Here is a 17,506-nt window from a genome sequence, read left to right on the forward strand (position 1 = left end):
GGCCACGTCCCGTGGCGTCTCCCGCCTTGCCCGAACGCACCATGACCGATTCCACCAATCCCGTTGACTACCGCTCGACCCTGAATCTGCCCGACACGCCCTTCCCGATGCGCGGCGACCTGCCCAAGCGCGAGCCGGGCTGGGTCAAGGCATGGGAAGACCAGGGCATCTACAAGAAGCTGCGCGACGCGCGCTGCGGCAAGCCGAAGTTCGTGCTGCACGACGGCCCGCCCTACGCCAACGGCCAGATCCACATGGGCCACGCGGTCAACAAGATCCTGAAGGACATGATCGTCAAGGCGCGCCAACTCGAAGGCTACGACGCCGCCTACATCCCCGGCTGGGACTGCCACGGCCTGCCGATCGAGAACCAGATCGAGAAGACCTTCGGCCGTGGCCTGCCGCGCGACGAGGTGCAGGCCAAGAGCCGCGCCTACGCCACCGAGCAGATCGCCCAGCAGATGGCCGACTTCAAGCGCCTGGGCGTGCTCGGCGACTGGGACCACCCCTACCGCACGATGGACTTCGCCAACGAGGCCGGCGAGATCCGCGTGCTCAAGCGCCTGTTCGAGCGCGGCTACGTCTACCGCGGCCTGAAGCCGGTCTACTGGTGCTTCGACTGCGGCTCGTCGCTGGCCGAATTCGAGATCGAGTACGCCGACAAGCAGAGCCCGGCCGTCGACGTCGCCTTCCTGGCGGCCGAGCCCGCGAAGCTGGCCGCCGCCTTCGGCCTGCCGGCGTTGGACAAGGACGCCTTCGCCGTCATCTGGACGACCACGCCCTGGACCATCCCGGCCAACCAGGCGCTGAACCTCAACCCCGAGCTGCCCTACGCGCTGGTGGACACGCCCAAGGGCATCTTCCTGGTGGCCGAGGCGCTGGTCGAGAAGTGCCTCGTGCGCTGGGGCATGGAAGGCCAGGGCCGCGTGCTGGCGACGACGCCGGGCAAGAAACTGGAGATGCTGAAGTTCAAGCATCCGCTGGCTCATGTCGACGCCGGCTACGACCGCGAGAGCCCTGTCTACCTCGCCGACTACGCCACCGCCGAGGACGGCACCGGCCTCGTCCACTCCGCGCCGGCCTACGGCCTGGACGACTTCCAGAGCTGCGTCTCGCACGGCATGGCCTTCGACGACATCCTGAACCCCGTGCAGGGCAACGGCGTCTACGCGCCGGAGCTGCCGCTGTTCGCCGGCCAGCACATCTGGAAGGCCAACCCGGTGATCGCGCAGGCGCTGGAAGACGCCGGCCGCCTGCTCGCGCACAGCAAGATCACGCACAGCTACCCGCACTGCTGGCGCCACAAGTCGCCGGTGATCTACCGCGCCGCGGCGCAGTGGTTCGTCCGCATGGATGAGGGCGACGGCGTGTTCACCGTCGACAAGGCCCCCGGCACGCTGCGCCAGACCGCACTGGCCGCCATCGAGCAGACCAGCTTCTTCCCCGAGAACGGCCGCGTGCGCCTGCGCGACATGATCGCCGGCCGGCCCGACTGGTGCATCTCGCGCCAGCGCTCCTGGGGCGTCCCGCTGCCCGTGTTTCTGCATCGCGACACCGGCGAGGCCCACCCGAACACGCTCGAGTTCATCGAACGCGCGGCGCAACTGGTCGAGAAGAACGGCATCGAGGCCTGGGCCAAACTGGACCCGGCCGAGTGGCTGGGCGCCGAGGCGGCTCAATACACGAAGGGCCAGGACATCCTGGACGTCTGGTTCGACTCCGGCTCCACCTTCCAGCACGTGCTGAAGGGCAGCCACGCTGGCGCGGCGCACGAGACCGGCCCCGAGGCCGACCTCTACCTCGAAGGCCACGACCAGCACCGCGGCTGGTTCCACTCCTCGCTGCTGATCTCCTGCGCGCTGAACGGCCGCGCGCCCTACAAGGGCCTGCTGACCCACGGCTTCACCGTGGACAGCAAGGGCCACAAGATGAGCAAGTCCAAGGGCAACGGCGTTGACCCGCAGGACACCAGCAAGAAGCTGGGCGCCGAGATCATCCGCCTGTGGGTGGCCGCCTCCGACTACTCGGGCGACATCGCCGGCGACGACAAGATCCTCGCCCGCGTGGTCGACGGCTACCGCCGTATCCGCAACACGCTGCGCTTCCTGCTGGCCAACACCAGCGACTTCGACGCCACCACCGACGCCGTGCCGCTGGACCAGTTGCTGGAGGTGGACCGCTACGCGCTGGCCCGCGCCGCCGAGCTGCAGGCCGACATCCTGGCCCACTACGCGAAGTACGAGTTCCACCCCGTCGTGGCCAAGCTGCAGGTCTACTGCTCCGAAGACCTCGGCGCCTTTTACCTCGACGTGCTGAAGGACCGCCTCTACACGACGGCACCGAAGAGCGCGGCGCGCCGCTCGGCGCAGACGGCCCTGTGGCACATCACCCAGGCGATGCTGCGCTGGATGGCGCCCTTCCTCAGCTTCACGGCCGAGGAAGCTTGGCGCGTGATCGAGGGCGGCGAAACGATCTTCACCGAGACCTACTGGCAGTTCGCCAACCCGCAGTCCGAGCTGATCGCCAAGTGGGACCGCATCCACGCGATCCGCGACGAGTCGAACAAGCAGATCGAGATGCTGCGCAGCGAAGGCAGCGTCGGTGCCTCGCTGCAGGCCGGCGTGAAGATCATCGTCAAGGACGCTCAGGATCTGGCGCTGCTGCAGTCGCTGGGCGAGGACCTGAAGTTCGTCTTCATCACGTCGGAAGCCAGTGTCGAGCTGGATCCGAGCCTGGGCGATGCGTTCAGCGTCCTGCCCTACGCGATCGAAGCCGCGAAGTGCGAGCGCTGCTGGCACTACCGCAGCGACGTCGGCGCGAACCCGGCGCACCCGACGATCTGCGGACGCTGCGACAGCAATCTGTACGGCGCAGGCGAGGTTCGCAACATCGCCTGAGGTCAAGGAGCCTGCGCGGCTTACGGGAACGCCGGCACGTGAGGCTCGAGGCCTTCGAAATGGGCCTCGGGATGCGTGGCCTCCAACAGCGCCTCGATCTCCTCGATGCGGCTGCGCGGCGTGTCCACCATCAGCAGGTACTGGCCCTCGGCCATCGCCTGCTGGAAGCGCCGCAGACGGCGGCTCGGCGTCGAGCTGCCGATCATGCTGGACGCCCAGGTGCCCAGTACCGCCCCGAGCCCGGCCAGCGCGATGACCACGGCGGCCGGCGCGGCCGTCGAGGCCAGCTCGTAGGCCCCGGCCACGCCGCCCGCCGCGCCGACGCCCGCGCCGATCAGCAGGCCCGTCTGCGCCGACTCGACCAGGTCCGAGGTCTGCAGGATGTTGGCGGCATGCAGGCCGCTCATGTCGGCGCCGTCGGCGGCCGCGAAGTGGATGTGGCGCTCGGAAACCCGGGCCAGCAGCAGCTCGTTCATCGTCCGCTGCGCGCTGCCCAGGTCGGGCAGCAGCCAATAGATGCGCTTGCGCATATCGTTCTCCTTTCTGGGCCGCGGCACCGAACTCATTGCGGTCCGTGCAAATCGGCCGTTAGGGAAGCAGAAACAGTTCTACTCCTCCCGGAAGCACCCCGCAAGCCGCGAGCGCCCGGGCCTGCGTAGGACAAGCGCTACATTAGCGGCCACCCGTCTTTCGTTCATCCATCTCGCTGCATGGCATCGTCCAAGTCCTCGTCTTCGTCCTCGAACCGCCTGGCCCTGTGGTTCGGCATCGCGCTGCTCGTCATCGTGCTGGACCAGCTCACCAAGGTGCTGATCCTGCGCGCCTTCAATTTCGGCGACTCCGTCACCGTCACCAGCTTCTTCAACGTCGTGCGGGTGCACAACACCGGCGCGGCGTTCAGCTTCCTGGCCGGCGCCGCCGGCTGGCAGCGCTGGTTCTTCGTCGGCCTGGGCCTGATGGCGACCGGCTTCATCGGCGTGATGCTCAAGCGCCACGGCCATCAGGCCGTGTTTTCGCTGGCGCTGAGCCTGATCCTGGGCGGCGCGCTGGGCAATGTGATCGACCGCCTGATCCACGGCTACGTCGTCGATTTCATCCAGGTCCACTGGGACGCCTGGTACTTTCCGTCGTTCAATGTGGCCGACAGCGGCATCACCGTCGGCGCGATCCTGCTGATCTGGGACGAGCTGCGCCGCGTGCGCAAGTCTTGATCAGGCGCGCACTCAGGGAATCCGTCACGATTCGGCGTTAGGTCCCGATCGGCTCTGGGGTCTGCGCGGGGGAAAATCCCGCGCAGAGGGAGCCGCACGTTGGGAACCGCGGCCCGAACAACAACGATGCTCGACTTCTCCAGCCTGAGCCACTATGACTGGCTCGACGTGCCGATGTGGGTCTACGACCCGGTGCGCCGGCGCAACCTGTGGGCCAATGCCGCCGCCCTGAGCTTCTGGCGCGCCGAAACGGCCGAGGAATTCCTGTCCACCGAATTCTCGGACGCCAGCGCCGCCGTGCGCGACCGCCTGGCCGTCACCGCCGCCGACCACAGCCAGGGCAAGATCGTCCGCGAGCAGTGGACGCTCTACCCCAAGGGCCAGCCGACCACGGTGATGCTGGTCTCGCGCGGCATCCGCTCGCCGGACCGCCAGCAGATGATGCTGTTCGCCGCCGATTCGCTCGCCAGCGGCTCCGACAAGTCGATGCTGCGCGGCGTCGAGGCGCTGCAGCACACCTCGATGCGCATCGCCGTGTTCTCGCTGAAGGACGGCAGCGCGCTGATGCGCAACCCCGCCGCGGCGCTGACCTTCGGCAAGCTGGAGCCGCAGCCCGGCCAGCGCGAGTTCGAGATGCTGTTCGCCGACCCGGCCGATGCGCAGAAGGTCTTCGCCCTGGTCCAGCGCGGCGAAAGCCATCGCGCGGAGCTGGAGCTGCGCACCACCGGCGGCGCGCGCTGGCATTCGATCGACGCACGGCCGATGCGCGACCCCGTCACCGGCGACCAGGTGATGCAGCTCAATGCCCGCGACATTGCCGACCTGAAGGCCAGCCAGGCCGCGCTGGAGGCGGCGCGCGTCGCCGCCGAGGCCGCCAGCCAGGCCAAGAGCAGCTTCCTCGCCAACATGAGCCACGAGATCCGCACGCCGATGAACGGCGTGCTGGGCCTCACCGAGCTGGTGCTGCAGACCGAGCTGAACGAGCGCCAGCGCAAGTTCATCGAGCTGGCGCACAACTCGGCCAAGGGCCTGATGGTGATCATCAACGACCTGCTGGACATCGCCAAGATCGAGGCCGGCCGCGTCGTCATCGAGGAGCATCCGTTCTCGCTGCACGACACCTTGCGCGAGGCGCTGCACCCGCTGCTGCTGCAGGCGCACGAGAAGGGCATCGACCTGCATGCGCGGCTGCTGCACGGCGTGCCGCAGCGCGCGCTGGGCGACGCGCTGCGCCTGCGCCAGGTGCTGATCAACCTGGTCGGCAACGCGCTCAAGTTCACCGAGAAGGGTGAGGTGCTCGTCGAGGTCGAGGTGGTGGGTGCCGAATCGCGCGCAGCCGCATCCGCCGACGCGCTGCGCCTGCGCTTCAACGTCCAGGACACCGGCATCGGCATGACACCCGAGCAGATCGCCCAGGTCTTCGATCCCTTCACCCAGGCCGACGGCAGCATCACGCGCCGCTACGGCGGCACGGGCCTTGGCCTCACGATCGTCAAGCGCCTGGTCGCCCTGATGGGTGGCAGCATCAACGTCGAAAGCCAGCCCGGCACCGGCTCCTGCTTCAGCTTCGAGGTCGCGCTGCGCCGCGTGCCGGTGGCGGCACCCGCCGCCGCCGAAGCGACGGCCTAGACCACCAGAACGCTGGAGCCCACCGTCTTGCGCGATTCCAGTTCGCGGTGGGCCTGGGCCACGTCGGCCAGCGGATAACGCTGCTCCACGCGGATCTGCACCTGCCCGCCGAGCACGACGGCGAACAGCTCGTCCGCCATCGCCTGCGCGGCCTCGCGCGAGGCCAGGTGCGTGAACAGCGTCGGCCGGGTCAGGTAGATCGAGCCCTTGGCCGCCAGGGTGCCGATCGGCACCGGCGGCACCACGCCCGAGGCATTGCCGAACGAGGCCAGCAGGCCGAACGGCGACAGGCTGTTCAGCGAGCCCTCGAAGGTGTCGGCGCCGACCGAGTCGTAGACGACCTTCACGCCCTTGCCGCCGGTGATCTCCTTGACGCGGGCCGCGAAGTCCTTGTCGCTGCGATAGTTGATCACGTGGGCCGCGCCGGCCTCCTTGGCCAGCGCGCACTTCTCGTCCGAGCCGGCCGTGCCAATCAGTTGCAGGCCCAGCGCCTTGGCCCACTGGCAGGCGATCAGGCCGACGCCGCCTGCCGCCGCATGGAACAGCACGAAGTCGCCCGGCTGCAGCCCGCCCTGCGGCAAGGTGCGGCGCAGCAGGTATTGCGCGGTGAGGCCCTTGAGCATCATCGCGGCGCCGGTCTCGAAGGTGATCTCGTCGGGCAGGCGCACGACGGCCTTCGCCGGCATCACACGCGCGGTCGAGTAGGCGCCGGGCGGCTGGCTCGCGTAGGCCGCGCGGTCGCCCGGCTGCAGGTGCGCGACACCCTCGCCCACCGCCTCGACGACGCCCGCCGCCTCCATGCCCAGCGACAGCGGCACCTGCATCGGATAGGTGCCGTCGCGCTGGTAGACGTCGATGTAGTTCAGGCCGCAGGCGCGGTGGCGGATGCGTATCTCGCCCGGCCCGGGTTCGCCAACCTCGACGTCCATCAGCTTCATCTGCTCGGGCGCGCCCTGCGCCTCGATCCGTATGGCTTTCTCGGTGCTCATGGGAGTGTCTTCCTTGCTGTCGCGATGCCGGTATCCTGCCAGCCTTTGCCAGCTCCTGCTCACCGCTGCATGAACACGCTGACGCCCCGCCTCGCCCTGCTGCTGACCCTGCCCCCGCTGCTGTGGGCCGGCAATGCGGTGGCCGGCCGGCTGATGGTGGGCACGGTGCCGCCGCTGGCGCTGAACGCGATGCGCTGGCTGCTGGCGGGCCTGCTGCTGGCGCCATTGGCGCGCGGCCTGTTCGCCCGGCCGCAAGAGCTGCTGCGCCACTGGCGCTACCTCGCGCTGGCCGGCCTGCTGGGCGTGGGCAGCTACAACGCGCTGCAGTACCAGGCGCTGCACAGCTCCACGCCGCTGAACGTGACGCTGATCGCGGCCAGCATGCCGGTGTGGATGCTGGCCGTCGGCGCGCTGGCCTTCCGCGTGCGGCCGACGCGGCGCGAGCTGCTGGGCGCCGTGCTGTCGCTGGCAGGCGTGGCGGTGGTGATCTCGCGCGGCGATGCGGCGGCACTGGCGCGCGTGCATTTCGTGAGCGGTGACCTGCTGATGCTGGCCGCCGTGTTCTGCTGGTCGATCTACAGCTGGATGCTGGCCCGCCCGCCGGCCTCGATGAAGAAGACCGGATGGAACCGCGATGAGCTGCTGATGGCGCAGATCCTGTTCGGCGCGCCGCTGGCCACCGGCATGGCGGGGCTGGAGTTCCTGCTGGACGGCTCGCAGCCGATCGCCTGGGGGCCAGGTCTTGCGCTCGCGCTGGCTTATGTGGCGATCGGCCCCTCGCTGATCGCCTACCGCTGCTGGGGCATCGGCGTGGCCGAGGCCGGGCCGGCGCTGGCCGCCTTCTTCAGCAACCTGGCGCCGGTGTTCGCGGCACTGTTGTCGGCCGCGCTGCTGGGCGAGGGGCCGCAGCTGTACCACGGGCTGGCGTTCGCGCTGATCGTGGCGGGGATCCTGGTCCCCGCGCGCAAGACCTGAATCCGCCGTACCTCACTCAGAGCGGCATCGACAGCGTCGACTCGCGGCTGCCCCGCTTGGTGCGCTTGCGCTCGTACATGCGCGCATCGGCCTCGGCCAGCAGGTGCTCCAGCAGCCCCTCGGCATCGCCGGCCGTGCTGTGCACGACGCCGATGCTGGCCGACAGCCCGTACGGCGCCTGCGAGCCGAAGGCTTCCATCGCCCGCTGCAGACGCAGGTCCACCGCATCGTCCGCGCGGCTGTCCACGGCCAGCACGCAGAACTCGTCGCCGCCCAGGCGGGCAATGATGTCGGACTCGCGGAAGGTCCGGCGCAGCACGGTTGCGGCATCGACGATCATCGCGTCGCCGGCCTCGTGGCCCAGCTCGTCGTTGACCCGCTTCAGCCCGTCCAGGTCGACGAACAGCACGCTGCAGCCCAGGCCCAGGCGCGCAGCCTGGCGCAGCGACTGCCCGGCCAGCAGGTGGAAGCCGCGGCGGTTGTGCAGGCCGGTCAATTCGTCGGTCAGCGAGAGCTTGCGGATCTCGTCGACAGCCTGGCTCAGCGCCTGCGTGCGCTCCTCCACGCGCTGCTCCAGGCTCTCGTAGAGCCGCACGTTCTCGATCGCAACTGAGGTGCAGTCGGCCAAGGCCTGCAGCAACTGCACCTCCTCGGCGCTGGCCTGGTGCGACGAGGCCCAGTAGTTGCCGATCGCGCCGATCGGCTCGCGGGTGCGGATCGGCACCATCACCAGGCTGCGGACGAAGGTCGGGCGGTAGGCCTCGTGCGGGATGCGCGGGTCGGCATAGATGTCGGCGATCACCGCGGGCTGGCGATTCAGCATGGACCAGCCACTGATGCAGGCCTCCAGCGGGAAGCGCAGTCCCTTCCACAGCGGTGCGATGGCTTCCTCGTCGGCGTAGAAGCAGCAGCCGTCGTCGCGCAGCACGAAGGTGGCGCCGTCGCAGCCGGTCAGCCGCCGTGCGGCATGGCGGACGATGCGCTGGATCGTCGGCATGTCGCGCGCCAGCGACAGCGCCTGCACGACCTGCAGCAGATAGGGCATGCCCGAAGAAGGCTCGGGTTCGGCCAAGGCCGCCGATTCAGCGGATTCGCCGGGTCGAAGAAGGGTGCAGACTGCAGCATCCATGGTCGTGCCTTGCCTGGCCCGGACCACCTTCCCCCTCCGGGGCAGGGCCTGCCGCGGATGGCAATCGCGGCGTGCTCTACAGCCTGCGCCGCACCGGGCTTGCCGCCTCTGTGTGCCGCGATATTACCGCCGGGCCGATGCCGTCGACCTGAAAAGTTAGCGTGGCAATCGGCATTCCCGCCGATTCGCGTCAGTCCCTCTTTTCAAGGCTCCAGCATCAGCGTATGGCGCGTGTCGCCGGGCAGGAAGGGCAGCGGCTTGGCCTCCAGCCAGTACTCGTGATCGGCCTTGTAGAACGGCGACAGCGGGTGGCCGGACTGGCCGGCCGGGATGGTCAGGATGCCCTTGTCCTCGTGCCCTGGCGACACCACCATGCGCTCCGACTGGCCGTGCCCCGGCAGCGCCACGCGCGGCATGTGGCGGTCACCAAACATCGGCGTGGCCGGCATGTCCAGCAGCGCGGCAAGGCCCGGCACCGCCGCCGACAGCGGGTGGGCGAAGGCGAGCTTGTTCTGCGAGCCCCAGGTGTAGGCGGTGACGCTGCCGGCGCGCTGGATCGCCTGGTCACGGCTCTTCAGCACCGCGCGCTCGAACAGCGCATGCCAGTTGCCGCCGGACACGGCGTCCGCACGGCCCGCCTGGATCAGCATCCAGCCGGCTGTCTCGGGCACCACCTTCAGGTCGCGCATCTTCAGCTGGTGCTTTTCCATCAGCGCGGCCATCGGCGCGAACAGCTCCTCCAGCACGTCGTCGCGGAACTGGCGCACCAGCGCGTAGCCGACCGCATCGGGCCGCGCTTCATCGGCGCTCTTGTCCACCGCGTCGCGGTACTCGGCCAGGCCGTTCTTGGCGATGAAGTCGGGCGTCAGCACCTCGTCCAGCAGCAGCTTGCGCCAGCGCTGCAGGAACACGGCGCGGTAGTCCAGCTGCACGCCGTGCACGGCCGTCTCGTCGAGCTTGGGCAGCGCGCGCAGGTCGTTGCGGATCTGCTGGCCGCGGGCGCCCAGGTCGTAGCCGCCGGTGCCCAGCAGGGCCAGCGCCTCGCCGCCGACCTGGCGCGCATTGGCGCTCCAGAGGCGCCCATCGGCGGGGTCGTCGATGCGCGGCGGGTGGTCGTCGGCGCTCATGTAGCCGTTCCAGCCGTTGGCGCCGGTGCTCCAGTCCTGCGGCACGTTCATGTCCACGCCGTCCGCGTAGTGCCGCTTCGGGATCGCGCCGATGATGGTCCAGCCGATGTGGCCCTTGGCATCGCCGACGACCAGGTTCTGCGCCGGGATGCCGACGCCCACCGCCAGGGTCAGCGCCTCGTCGGCCGAGGCGGCGCGCTCCAGCGCCACCGACTTCAGGTTCAGCGCCGCCGTGTCGAACGCGACCCAGCGCAGCGCGTAGTGGTCGAAGGGCGCGGCCATCACCGGGCCCCAGATCGTCTCCTTCACCTCCATGTCGACCGCCTCGCCGCCGGCAACCTCGATGTGCTCCTTGGCCACGGTGAGCGGCTTCTCGCCTTCGGGCGTCATGTAGCGCGTGCCGGTGGCGTCGAGCTTCAGCGCGATCACGTCGGTCCAGTCGGCCGTGCTGTTGGTGAAGCCCCAGGCGATGCTGCCATTGCTGCCGGCGGTGATCGCCGGCGTGCCGGGCAGGCTCAGGCCGGTCACCTGGCGACGCTTGCCCAGTTCGTCGGTCCAGACCAGGCGGGCCTTGAACCAGATGCCCGGCAGGCGCGTGCCCAGGTGCATGTCGTCGGCCACGATGGCGCCGCCGTGCGGCGTCAGCGCGCCGGCGACGACGAAGTTGTTGCTGCCGATGTCGCGGCTGTCCTGCAAGCTGCAATCGCTGCAGGCCACCTTGGCCGCGGCTTCAGCGGGCTTCAAGGCCTCGGGCCAGGGCGTCTTGGGGATCGCCACCGGTTCGATCACGCTGCCGTCGACCGCCTGCTGCCAGTCGCCGCCCAGCTGCGTGAAGAACGCGTACCACTCGGCCGGCACGGCGTCCTTCAGCGCGCCCATGGCCAGTTCGTCGCGCCCCTGCGCGCCCTGCAGGTCCAGGTACATCGAGAGCACCGCCAGCAGCGAATCTTCCGGCCGCCAGGGCTTCGGCGCCTGGCGCAACAGGCCGTATTCGAACGGCCGCACGCTCAGCTGCGCCAGGCCTTCGTTGACGCCCTCGGCATAGGCCAGCAGCAGCTTCTGCTCCTCGGGCGAGGACGCGGCCAGCGCCAGCTCCGCGCGATGGCGGAAGCGGTTGATGCGGCGCGACTTGTCCAGCGGCAGGGCCTTGGCGCCGACCAGCGCCGACAGCTCGCCCGCCGCGTTGCGGCGCAGCAGGTCCATCTGGAAGAAGCGCTCCTGCGCGTGGGTGAAGCCCAGCGCGCGCGCCGCGTCCACCCGGTTGCCGGCGGTGATCGTCGCGTAACCGCGCTCGTCCCGCTCGACCTTGACCGGCGCGCTAACGCCTGATTTGAGCTGACCGTCGTAGGTCGGCAGGCTGCCGCGCAAGCCCAGGTAGAGCGCGATGGCGAGCAGCAGTACCAACACCAGCAGCCCGAGTAGCAATCGACGAAGCAGGATCATGGAAAGGTAGCGATGAGTAGCAGTGCGCGATTGTCGAACGCAACGGCCGGGCCGGAACTCGGCGTGTTCCCGTAGGTCCGCCGTGCTCCGAAGCGACCCGGCCGATCGTTTCACGCGATGAAACGATCGCCGCCGCCGCTTGATTGATCGTCCGTGGGCCCGCCGATACCGTGCAGCCATGAACCGAGAGAACTGGAACACCCGGGCCGAACGCCGCAGCGCGCGGCTGGCCCGCGCGGGCGAAGCGCTGCCGGGCCAGCTCGACGGCAAGCGCGTCGCCACGGCCGCCGCCGCCGCGCTGCTCAGCGCCGTGCTGGAGCCCGGCGACCGCGTCTGCCTGGAAGGCAACAACCAGAAGCAGGCCGACTTCCTCGCCCGCACGCTGATGCAGTTGGACCCGCAGCGCGTGCACGGCCTGCACATGGTGCAGTCGGTGCTGGCGCTGCCGGAGCATCTGGACCTGTTCGAGGCCGGCATCGCCAAGCGGCTGGACTTCAGCTTCTCCGGCCCGCAGGGCACGCGGCTGGCGCAGCTGGTCTCGTCCGGCCGCATCGAGATCGGCGCGATCCACACCTACCTCGAACTGTTCGCGCGCTACTTCGTCGACCTGACCCCGCAGGTGGCCCTGGTCGCCGCGCAGGCGGCCGATGCGGACGGCAACCTCTATACCGGCCCCAACACCGAGGACACGCCGGCCATCGTCGAGGCCACGGCCTTCTCCGGCGGCATCGTGATCGCACAGGTCAACGAGATGATGGAGCCCGGCACCCTGCCCCGCATCGACATCCCGGGTGGCTGGGTGGACTTCGTCGTCCTCGCGCCCAAGCCCAACGTGATCGAGCCGCTGTTCACCCGCGACCCCGCGCAGATCAGCGAGATCCAGGTGCTGATGGCCATGATGGCGATCAAGGGCATCTACGCCGAGTACGGCGTGCAGCGGCTGAACCACGGCATCGGCTTCGACACCGCGGCGATTGAGCTGCTGCTGCCCACCTACGGCGAGTCGCTGGGCCTCAAGGGCAAGATCTGCCGGCACTGGGCACTGAACCCGCACCCGGCGCTGATCCCGGCGATCGAGGCCGGCTGGGTCGAATCGATCCACTCCTTCGGCTCCGAGCTGGGCATGGAGGACTACATCCGCGCCCGGCCCGATGTCTTCTTCACCGGCCGCGACGGCAGCCTGCGCAGCAACCGCGCCTTCTGCCAGGCCGCCGGCCACTACGCCTGCGACCTGTTCATCGGCTCCACCTTGCAGATCGACCTGGACGGCAACAGTTCCACCGCCACGCAGGGCCGCATCGCCGGCTTCGGCGGCGCGCCGAACATGGGGGCCGACGCACGCGGCCGCCGCCACGCCAGCCCCGCCTGGCTGAAGGCCGGCCGCGAGGCGCGCGACGGCCGCGCTGGCGCCGCCGGCACGCCGCGCGGGCAGAAGCTGGTGGTGCAGATGGTGGAGACCTTCCGCGAGCACATGCAGCCCGCCTTCGTCGAGACGCTGGACGCCTGGACCCTGCAGAAGCAGGCCGGCATGGACCTGCCACCGATCATGATCTACGGCGAGGACGTGACCCACATCCTCACCGAGGAAGGCATCGCCAACCTGCTGCTGTGCCGCACGGACGAGGAGCGCGAACAGGCGATCCGCGGCGTGGCCGGCTACACCGCCGTGGGCCTGGCGCGCGACCGCGCGATGGTGGAGAAGCTGCGCGAGCGCGGCGTGATCCGCCGGCCGCAGGACCTCGGCATCGACCCGCGCGACGCCACCCGCAACCTGCTGGCCGCGCGCAGCATGCGCGAGCTGGTGCGCGCTTCCGGCGGGCTGTATCAACCGCCGGGGCGTTTTCGCCACTGGTAATGGAGAACACACGATGAGTCCGGGACTCGAAGCCCTCGACTACCAGTTTGCCGGCAAGTATCCAGCCGGTGACTTCAAGACCGTGCTGGTCGGCGTCGTCGGCTCTGGCAACCTGGAGGTGCTGCTGGAGCCGGCCGCCGGCAGCGATGGCTGCAGCGTCCACATCGAGACCTCGGCGCGTGGCTTCGGCGCGATCTGGAGCGCCGTCGTCGACGACTTCCAGCAGCGCCACCAACTGGCCGGCGTCCGCATCTCGATCAATGACATGGGCGCCACGCCCGCCGTCGTCAGCCTGCGGCTGGACCAGGCGGTGGCGGAGATCAAGCGATGAACATCAGCTATTCGGAATGCTCGGCGCGCGAGCGGATCGCGCGGCTGCTGGACGAAGGCAGCTTCCACGAATGGCTGCCGCCTTCCGAGCGCGTCGCCAGCCCGCACCTGGCCGAGCTGGGCGTGCCCTCGGCCTTCGACGACGGCGTGGCCGTCGGCCGCGCGACGCTGGCCGGCCGCACGATCTTCGTCGCCGCGCAAGAGGGCGAGTTCATGGGCGGCGGCGTCGGCGAGGTGCATGGCGCCAAGCTGGTCGGCCTGTTCCGGCGCGCGCTGCGCGAGCGGCCCGATGCCGTGCTGCTGCTGGCCGAATCCGGCGGCGTGCGGCTGCACGAGGCCAATGCCGGCCTGATCGCCGTCTCCGAGGTGATGCGGGCGCTGCTGGACCTGCGCGCGGCCGGCGTGCCGACGATCGTGCTGATCGGCGGCGCCAACGGCTGCTTCGGCGGCATGGGCATCGTGGCCCGCTGCGCGGACCGCATCGTGATGAGCGACATCGGCCGGCTCGCCATGTCCGGGCCCGAGGTGATCGAGGCCTCGCACGGCGTCGACGAATTCGACTCGCGCGACCGTGCGCTCGTCTGGCGCACCACCGGCGGCAAGCACCGTTGGCTGAGCGGCGACTGCGACCTACTGGTGGCCGACGAACTCGCCGCCTTCCGCGCCGCGGCCATCGCTTCGCTGAACGCCGCCGCACCGGTGACGCTCGCGAGCCTGGAAGACGAGCACCAGTTGCTCTCCGAACGCCTGCACCTGCTGGATGCGCCGGTCGAGGGCGACGAGGCGATCGCCTTGTGGACCCGGCTCGGCGTGCCGGCGCCACAGCGCGTGCCCGAGCTCGATCCCGGCGAACTGACGAGGTCCTGAACACCATGGACTGGAACACCCTCGCCACCACGCTGTTCGGCCCCGCCCACGGCATCGCGCAGGACGGCGACCTGCTGCACGGCCATGTGACGTTCGACGACGCGCCGCTGGCCGTCATCGGCACCACCAACCACGCGCCGATCGGCGTGCGCCTGGCCCTGGCCCAAGCCCGCCACGTGCTGGACACGATCGCGCATCATCCGCGCCGGCCGATCCTGCTGCTGGTCGACACCCAGGGCCAGCAACTGCGCCGCCGCGACGAGCTGCTGGGCATCAATCGCGCGATGGCTCACCTGGGCCTGAGCATCGACCTGGCGCGCCGCCGCGGCCACCGCGTGCTGGGTCTCGTCTACGACCAGGCGCTGTCGGGCGGCTTCATCACCTCGGGCCTGATCGCCGATGCCTGCGACGCACTGCCCGAGGCCGAGATCCGCGTCATGCGCATCCCGGCGATGGCCCGCGTCACCAAGCTGCCGGAGGCCCTGCTGACCGAGCTGTCGCAGTCCAACCCGGTGTTCGCGCCGGGCGTGGCCAACTACGTCGCGATGGGCGGCGTGCGCCAGCTCTGGCGCGGCGACCTGCGGCAAGCCCTGCGCGAGGCGCTGGCCGAGGCGCCGACCGGAGACCAACGAGCAATCGACGGCCGCCAACGCGGCGGGCGCACGATGGCCGCCGACGTGATCGAGCGCGTGCTCGCCGCGCCATGACGACCCGGCTGCACCGCCACCAACTGGCGCTGCTGAGCGATGCCGGCTGGCAGGCCGTGATGGCCCGCGACTGGGACGAACAGGCCCGCGCGTGCCTCACCCACTGGGCCGCGCGGCGGCTGCCGCTGGTGGTGACGCGCCAGCAGCAACAGCAATCCGATCAGGTGGCCCTGGGCCTTCCCGCGCCGCAGCGCTGGGGCCGCCGTCGTATCGCGTTGGCGGTACCGCGCACGCAGATCGCCTGGTTCGACGAGTTCCCCGAAGCCTCCGCCCTGCCCCGGCTGCGCCCGCTGCACGCCGCGCTGAAGTCACTGGGCATCACGGCCCGCATCTACGGCAGCCACGGCTGGCGCCTGCTGACCGGCCTGCCCGACCACCTGCGCGACGGCTCCGACCTGGACCTATGGCTCGCCGCCGCCGACGAGGCGCAGGCCGACGAAGCGGCAGCGCTGCTGGCCTCCGCTCCCGCGCAAGGCCCACGCCTGGACGGCGAGCTGGTGTTCCCCGACGGCCGGGCTGTGGCCTGGCGCGAATGGCTGGCCTGGCGCGCCGGCGCGGCCCGGCACCTGCTGGTCAAGACGCTGCACGGCAGCCTGCTGTGCGAGGCCTTGGAGCCCGCATGATCGGCGCTGCGTCGCTCGTCGCCCGGCGGAGGCTGAGCCCGCAGCAGATCGGCCGCGCCGCCACGCTCGCCCTGCACGACGAGCTGGCCCTGGCGCCCAAGCCCGGCCTGGTCACGCTCACGAGCCGCGGCAGCCATGAGGACATGGACGCCCACACCTTCATGCGCAGCCTGTTCTCACTGCGCAGTTACTTCGTCCGCATCGCCACGCTGGGCCGCGAGCACGCCCCCTTCGAAGCGCTGGAACGCTGCGGCATCGAGGCCGAACAGCGCATGCTGGCCGCCACCGGCGGCATCAACACGCATCGCGGCGCGATCTTCATGCTGGGCCTGCTCTGCGCCGCCATCGGCGCCAATGCTCAGGATCCGCGCGCCGCGCTGCTCGGGCTCTGGGGCGAGGCGCTGCGCGCGCGCAGCAGCGAGCGTCGCTCCACTCTGCCCGGAGGCATCGCCGCGCGCCGCTACGGCCTGCGCAGCGCCTCGGAAGAAGCCGCCCTGGGCTTCCCCGTGCTGTTCGAGACCGCGCTGCCCGCGCTGCGCGAGGGCCCCTCCCGCCTGCACGCGCTGTTCCGCATCATCGCCGTGCTCGATGACAGCAACCTCGCCCGCCGCGGCGGCCTCGAAGGCCTGCGCTTCGCCCAGGCGCAAGCGCGGCGCTTCCTTGCCGATGGCCGCATCGAGACCGCCGAGGCGATTGGCCGCGAGTTCGTGCACCGCCGACTCTCCCCCGGCGGCGCCGCCGACACGCTGGCCGCCGCCTGCCTGTTGGTTCGCCTGGGTATCGGCTGATGGGCTTGGCCGTGGTGTTCAGCGGCCAGGGCATGCAGCACCCGCAGATGCTGCCCTGGTTGGACGAACGGCGCGTCGCCGACATGCCCGGCTGGCGCAAGGCGCTCGAAGACCCGGCGTGGGCCGCACGCAATGCCAACGCGCAGCCATTGCTGACCGGGCTCGCACTGGCCGCCTGGCAAGACCTGGCTCCGCTGCTGCCACGCCCGGAGGCAGTTGCCGGCTACAGCGTCGGCGAGCTGGCAGCGTTCGCGGTGGCCGGCGTGTTCGAGCCTTCAACTGCACAGGCGCTGGCGGTACAACGCGCCGCCGCGATGGACCGCTGCCCGCCCGGCGGTCTCGTGGCCGTGACCGGACTCGCTCCCGATGCCATCGCAGCCCTCTGCACGACAACCGGCTGCCACGTCGCCATCGAAAACGGCTTCGACACCGTCGTCCTCGGCGGCCCACACGCGTCGCTGGCGGCCATGCGGGCCCAAGCCGAGGTCTCCGGCGCGCACTGCACGCCGCTGCGCGTCGAGGTGTCTTCCCACACACCCGCAATGCAGCCGGCTGCCGATGCCTTCGCCACGCTATTGGCTGACCTGACGCTGCGTGCCCCGACCCTACCGCTGTTCAGCAACGCCTGCGGCGAGCGACTCTGGAATGCGCCTCAAGCCGCCGACGCACTGGCTGCGCAGATCGCACGTACCGTGCGCTGGGCCACCTGCATGGATCAGATCCAAGCACGGCGAGCCACCTGCGTGCTGGAAATCGGACCCGGCGGGGCACTGGCGAGGTTGTGGAACCAACGCCACCCAGGCGTTCAGGCCCGCTCGGTGGATGAGTTCCGCAGCGTGGCAGCGGTCGCGGATTGGGTGGCGAGACAGATAGGCTAAGGCTGAATCCTTTCCTTCGGTCAAGTGCAGTAGCGGCAGTTTGCGGCCCCTGCTTTGG

At 70.1% G+C, this 17,506-nt stretch carries 15 protein-coding genes; 11 read left to right on the forward strand and 4 right to left on the reverse strand.

What is annotated here, in order from left to right; translation table 11 throughout:
- Positions 1–41: 41 nt before the first annotated feature.
- On the forward strand, positions 42–2,897 hold the full coding sequence (gene ileS / locus SNE35_RS19250; RefSeq protein ID WP_320424604.1) for an isoleucine--tRNA ligase: 2,856 nt from the start codon (positions 42–44) through the stop codon (positions 2,895–2,897).
- Between the two features lie 20 nt (positions 2,898–2,917).
- Here ileS and SNE35_RS19255 read toward each other — a convergent pair whose 3' ends face one another.
- Positions 2,918–3,427, reverse strand: coding sequence for a DUF1269 domain-containing protein (locus SNE35_RS19255; protein WP_320424605.1), 510 nt, complete (start codon positions 3,425–3,427; stop codon positions 2,918–2,920).
- A 180-nt stretch (positions 3,428–3,607) separates the two neighbouring features.
- On the opposite strand from SNE35_RS19255, the gene lspA reads away from it, so the two are divergent.
- Together lspA and SNE35_RS19265 are read left to right on the forward strand one after the other, a co-directional pair.
- Positions 3,608–4,108, forward strand: a complete 501-nt coding sequence (gene lspA, locus SNE35_RS19260; RefSeq protein ID WP_320424606.1) for a signal peptidase II — start codon at positions 3,608–3,610, stop codon at positions 4,106–4,108.
- 126 nt (positions 4,109–4,234) lie between these two features.
- Positions 4,235–5,737 (forward strand): hybrid sensor histidine kinase/response regulator, encoded by a 1,503-nt coding sequence (locus SNE35_RS19265; protein ID WP_320424607.1) that lies wholly within the window; start codon positions 4,235–4,237, stop codon positions 5,735–5,737.
- Here SNE35_RS19265 and SNE35_RS19270 read toward each other — a convergent pair.
- Positions 5,734–6,726, reverse strand: coding sequence for a quinone oxidoreductase family protein (locus tag SNE35_RS19270; RefSeq protein ID WP_320424608.1), 993 nt, complete (start codon positions 6,724–6,726; stop codon positions 5,734–5,736). The two genes, SNE35_RS19265 and SNE35_RS19270, sit on opposite strands and share 4 nt — an antisense overlap.
- Before the next feature lie 69 nt (positions 6,727–6,795).
- On the opposite strand from SNE35_RS19270, the gene SNE35_RS19275 reads away from it, so the two are divergent.
- Positions 6,796–7,701 carry a DMT family transporter gene (locus SNE35_RS19275; RefSeq protein ID WP_320424609.1) on the forward strand — a complete coding sequence of 302 codons (906 nt, stop codon included), beginning with the start codon at positions 6,796–6,798 and terminating at the stop codon, positions 7,699–7,701.
- Between the two features lie 16 nt (positions 7,702–7,717).
- Here SNE35_RS19275 and SNE35_RS19280 read toward each other — a convergent pair whose 3' ends face one another.
- Both SNE35_RS19280 and SNE35_RS19285 read right to left on the reverse strand, forming a co-directional pair.
- Positions 7,718–8,830: a GGDEF domain-containing protein gene (locus SNE35_RS19280; RefSeq protein WP_320424610.1), complete on the reverse strand. Its 1,113-nt coding sequence runs from the start codon at positions 8,828–8,830 to the stop codon at positions 7,718–7,720.
- A 203-nt stretch (positions 8,831–9,033) separates the two neighbouring features.
- Positions 9,034–11,400 (reverse strand): penicillin acylase family protein, encoded by a 2,367-nt coding sequence (locus tag SNE35_RS19285; RefSeq protein WP_320424611.1) that lies wholly within the window; start codon positions 11,398–11,400, stop codon positions 9,034–9,036.
- A 178-nt stretch (positions 11,401–11,578) separates the two neighbouring features.
- Between SNE35_RS19285 and mdcA the strand changes: the two genes are divergently transcribed.
- From mdcA to SNE35_RS19320, 7 genes are read left to right on the forward strand one after another with little or no spacing between them, the layout of a single operon-like run.
- A complete protein-coding gene (gene mdcA, locus SNE35_RS19290; protein WP_320424612.1) occupies positions 11,579–13,255 on the forward strand; it encodes a malonate decarboxylase subunit alpha in 1,677 nt (558 codons plus the stop codon).
- 13 nt (positions 13,256–13,268) lie between these two features.
- Positions 13,269–13,586 (forward strand): malonate decarboxylase acyl carrier protein, encoded by a 318-nt coding sequence (gene mdcC, locus SNE35_RS19295; RefSeq protein WP_320424613.1) that lies wholly within the window; start codon positions 13,269–13,271, stop codon positions 13,584–13,586.
- Complete coding sequence (locus tag SNE35_RS19300; RefSeq protein WP_320424614.1) at positions 13,583–14,452, forward strand: biotin-independent malonate decarboxylase subunit beta; 870 nt, start codon at positions 13,583–13,585, stop codon at positions 14,450–14,452. The genes mdcC and SNE35_RS19300 overlap by 4 nt, the downstream gene beginning before the upstream one ends.
- Before the next feature lie 5 nt (positions 14,453–14,457).
- Positions 14,458–15,159: a biotin-independent malonate decarboxylase subunit gamma gene (locus SNE35_RS19305; protein WP_320424615.1), complete on the forward strand. Its 702-nt coding sequence runs from the start codon at positions 14,458–14,460 to the stop codon at positions 15,157–15,159.
- Positions 15,156–15,782: a malonate decarboxylase holo-[acyl-carrier-protein] synthase gene (gene mdcG / locus SNE35_RS19310; protein ID WP_320424616.1), complete on the forward strand. Its 627-nt coding sequence runs from the start codon at positions 15,156–15,158 to the stop codon at positions 15,780–15,782. Before SNE35_RS19305 ends, mdcG begins: the two co-directional genes overlap by 4 nt.
- A complete protein-coding gene (locus tag SNE35_RS19315) occupies positions 15,779–16,570 on the forward strand; it encodes a triphosphoribosyl-dephospho-CoA synthase (protein ID WP_320424617.1) in 792 nt (263 codons plus the stop codon). The genes mdcG and SNE35_RS19315 overlap by 4 nt, the downstream gene beginning before the upstream one ends.
- Positions 16,570–17,448 carry an acyltransferase domain-containing protein gene (locus tag SNE35_RS19320; protein ID WP_320424618.1) on the forward strand — a complete coding sequence of 293 codons (879 nt, stop codon included), beginning with the start codon at positions 16,570–16,572 and terminating at the stop codon, positions 17,446–17,448. The genes SNE35_RS19315 and SNE35_RS19320 overlap by 1 nt, the downstream gene beginning before the upstream one ends.
- Positions 17,449–17,506 lie beyond the last annotated feature (58 nt).

Origin of the sequence: Roseateles agri (assembly GCF_034043675.1) — a bacterium.
Classification (GTDB): domain Bacteria; phylum Pseudomonadota; class Gammaproteobacteria; order Burkholderiales; family Burkholderiaceae_C; genus KK5.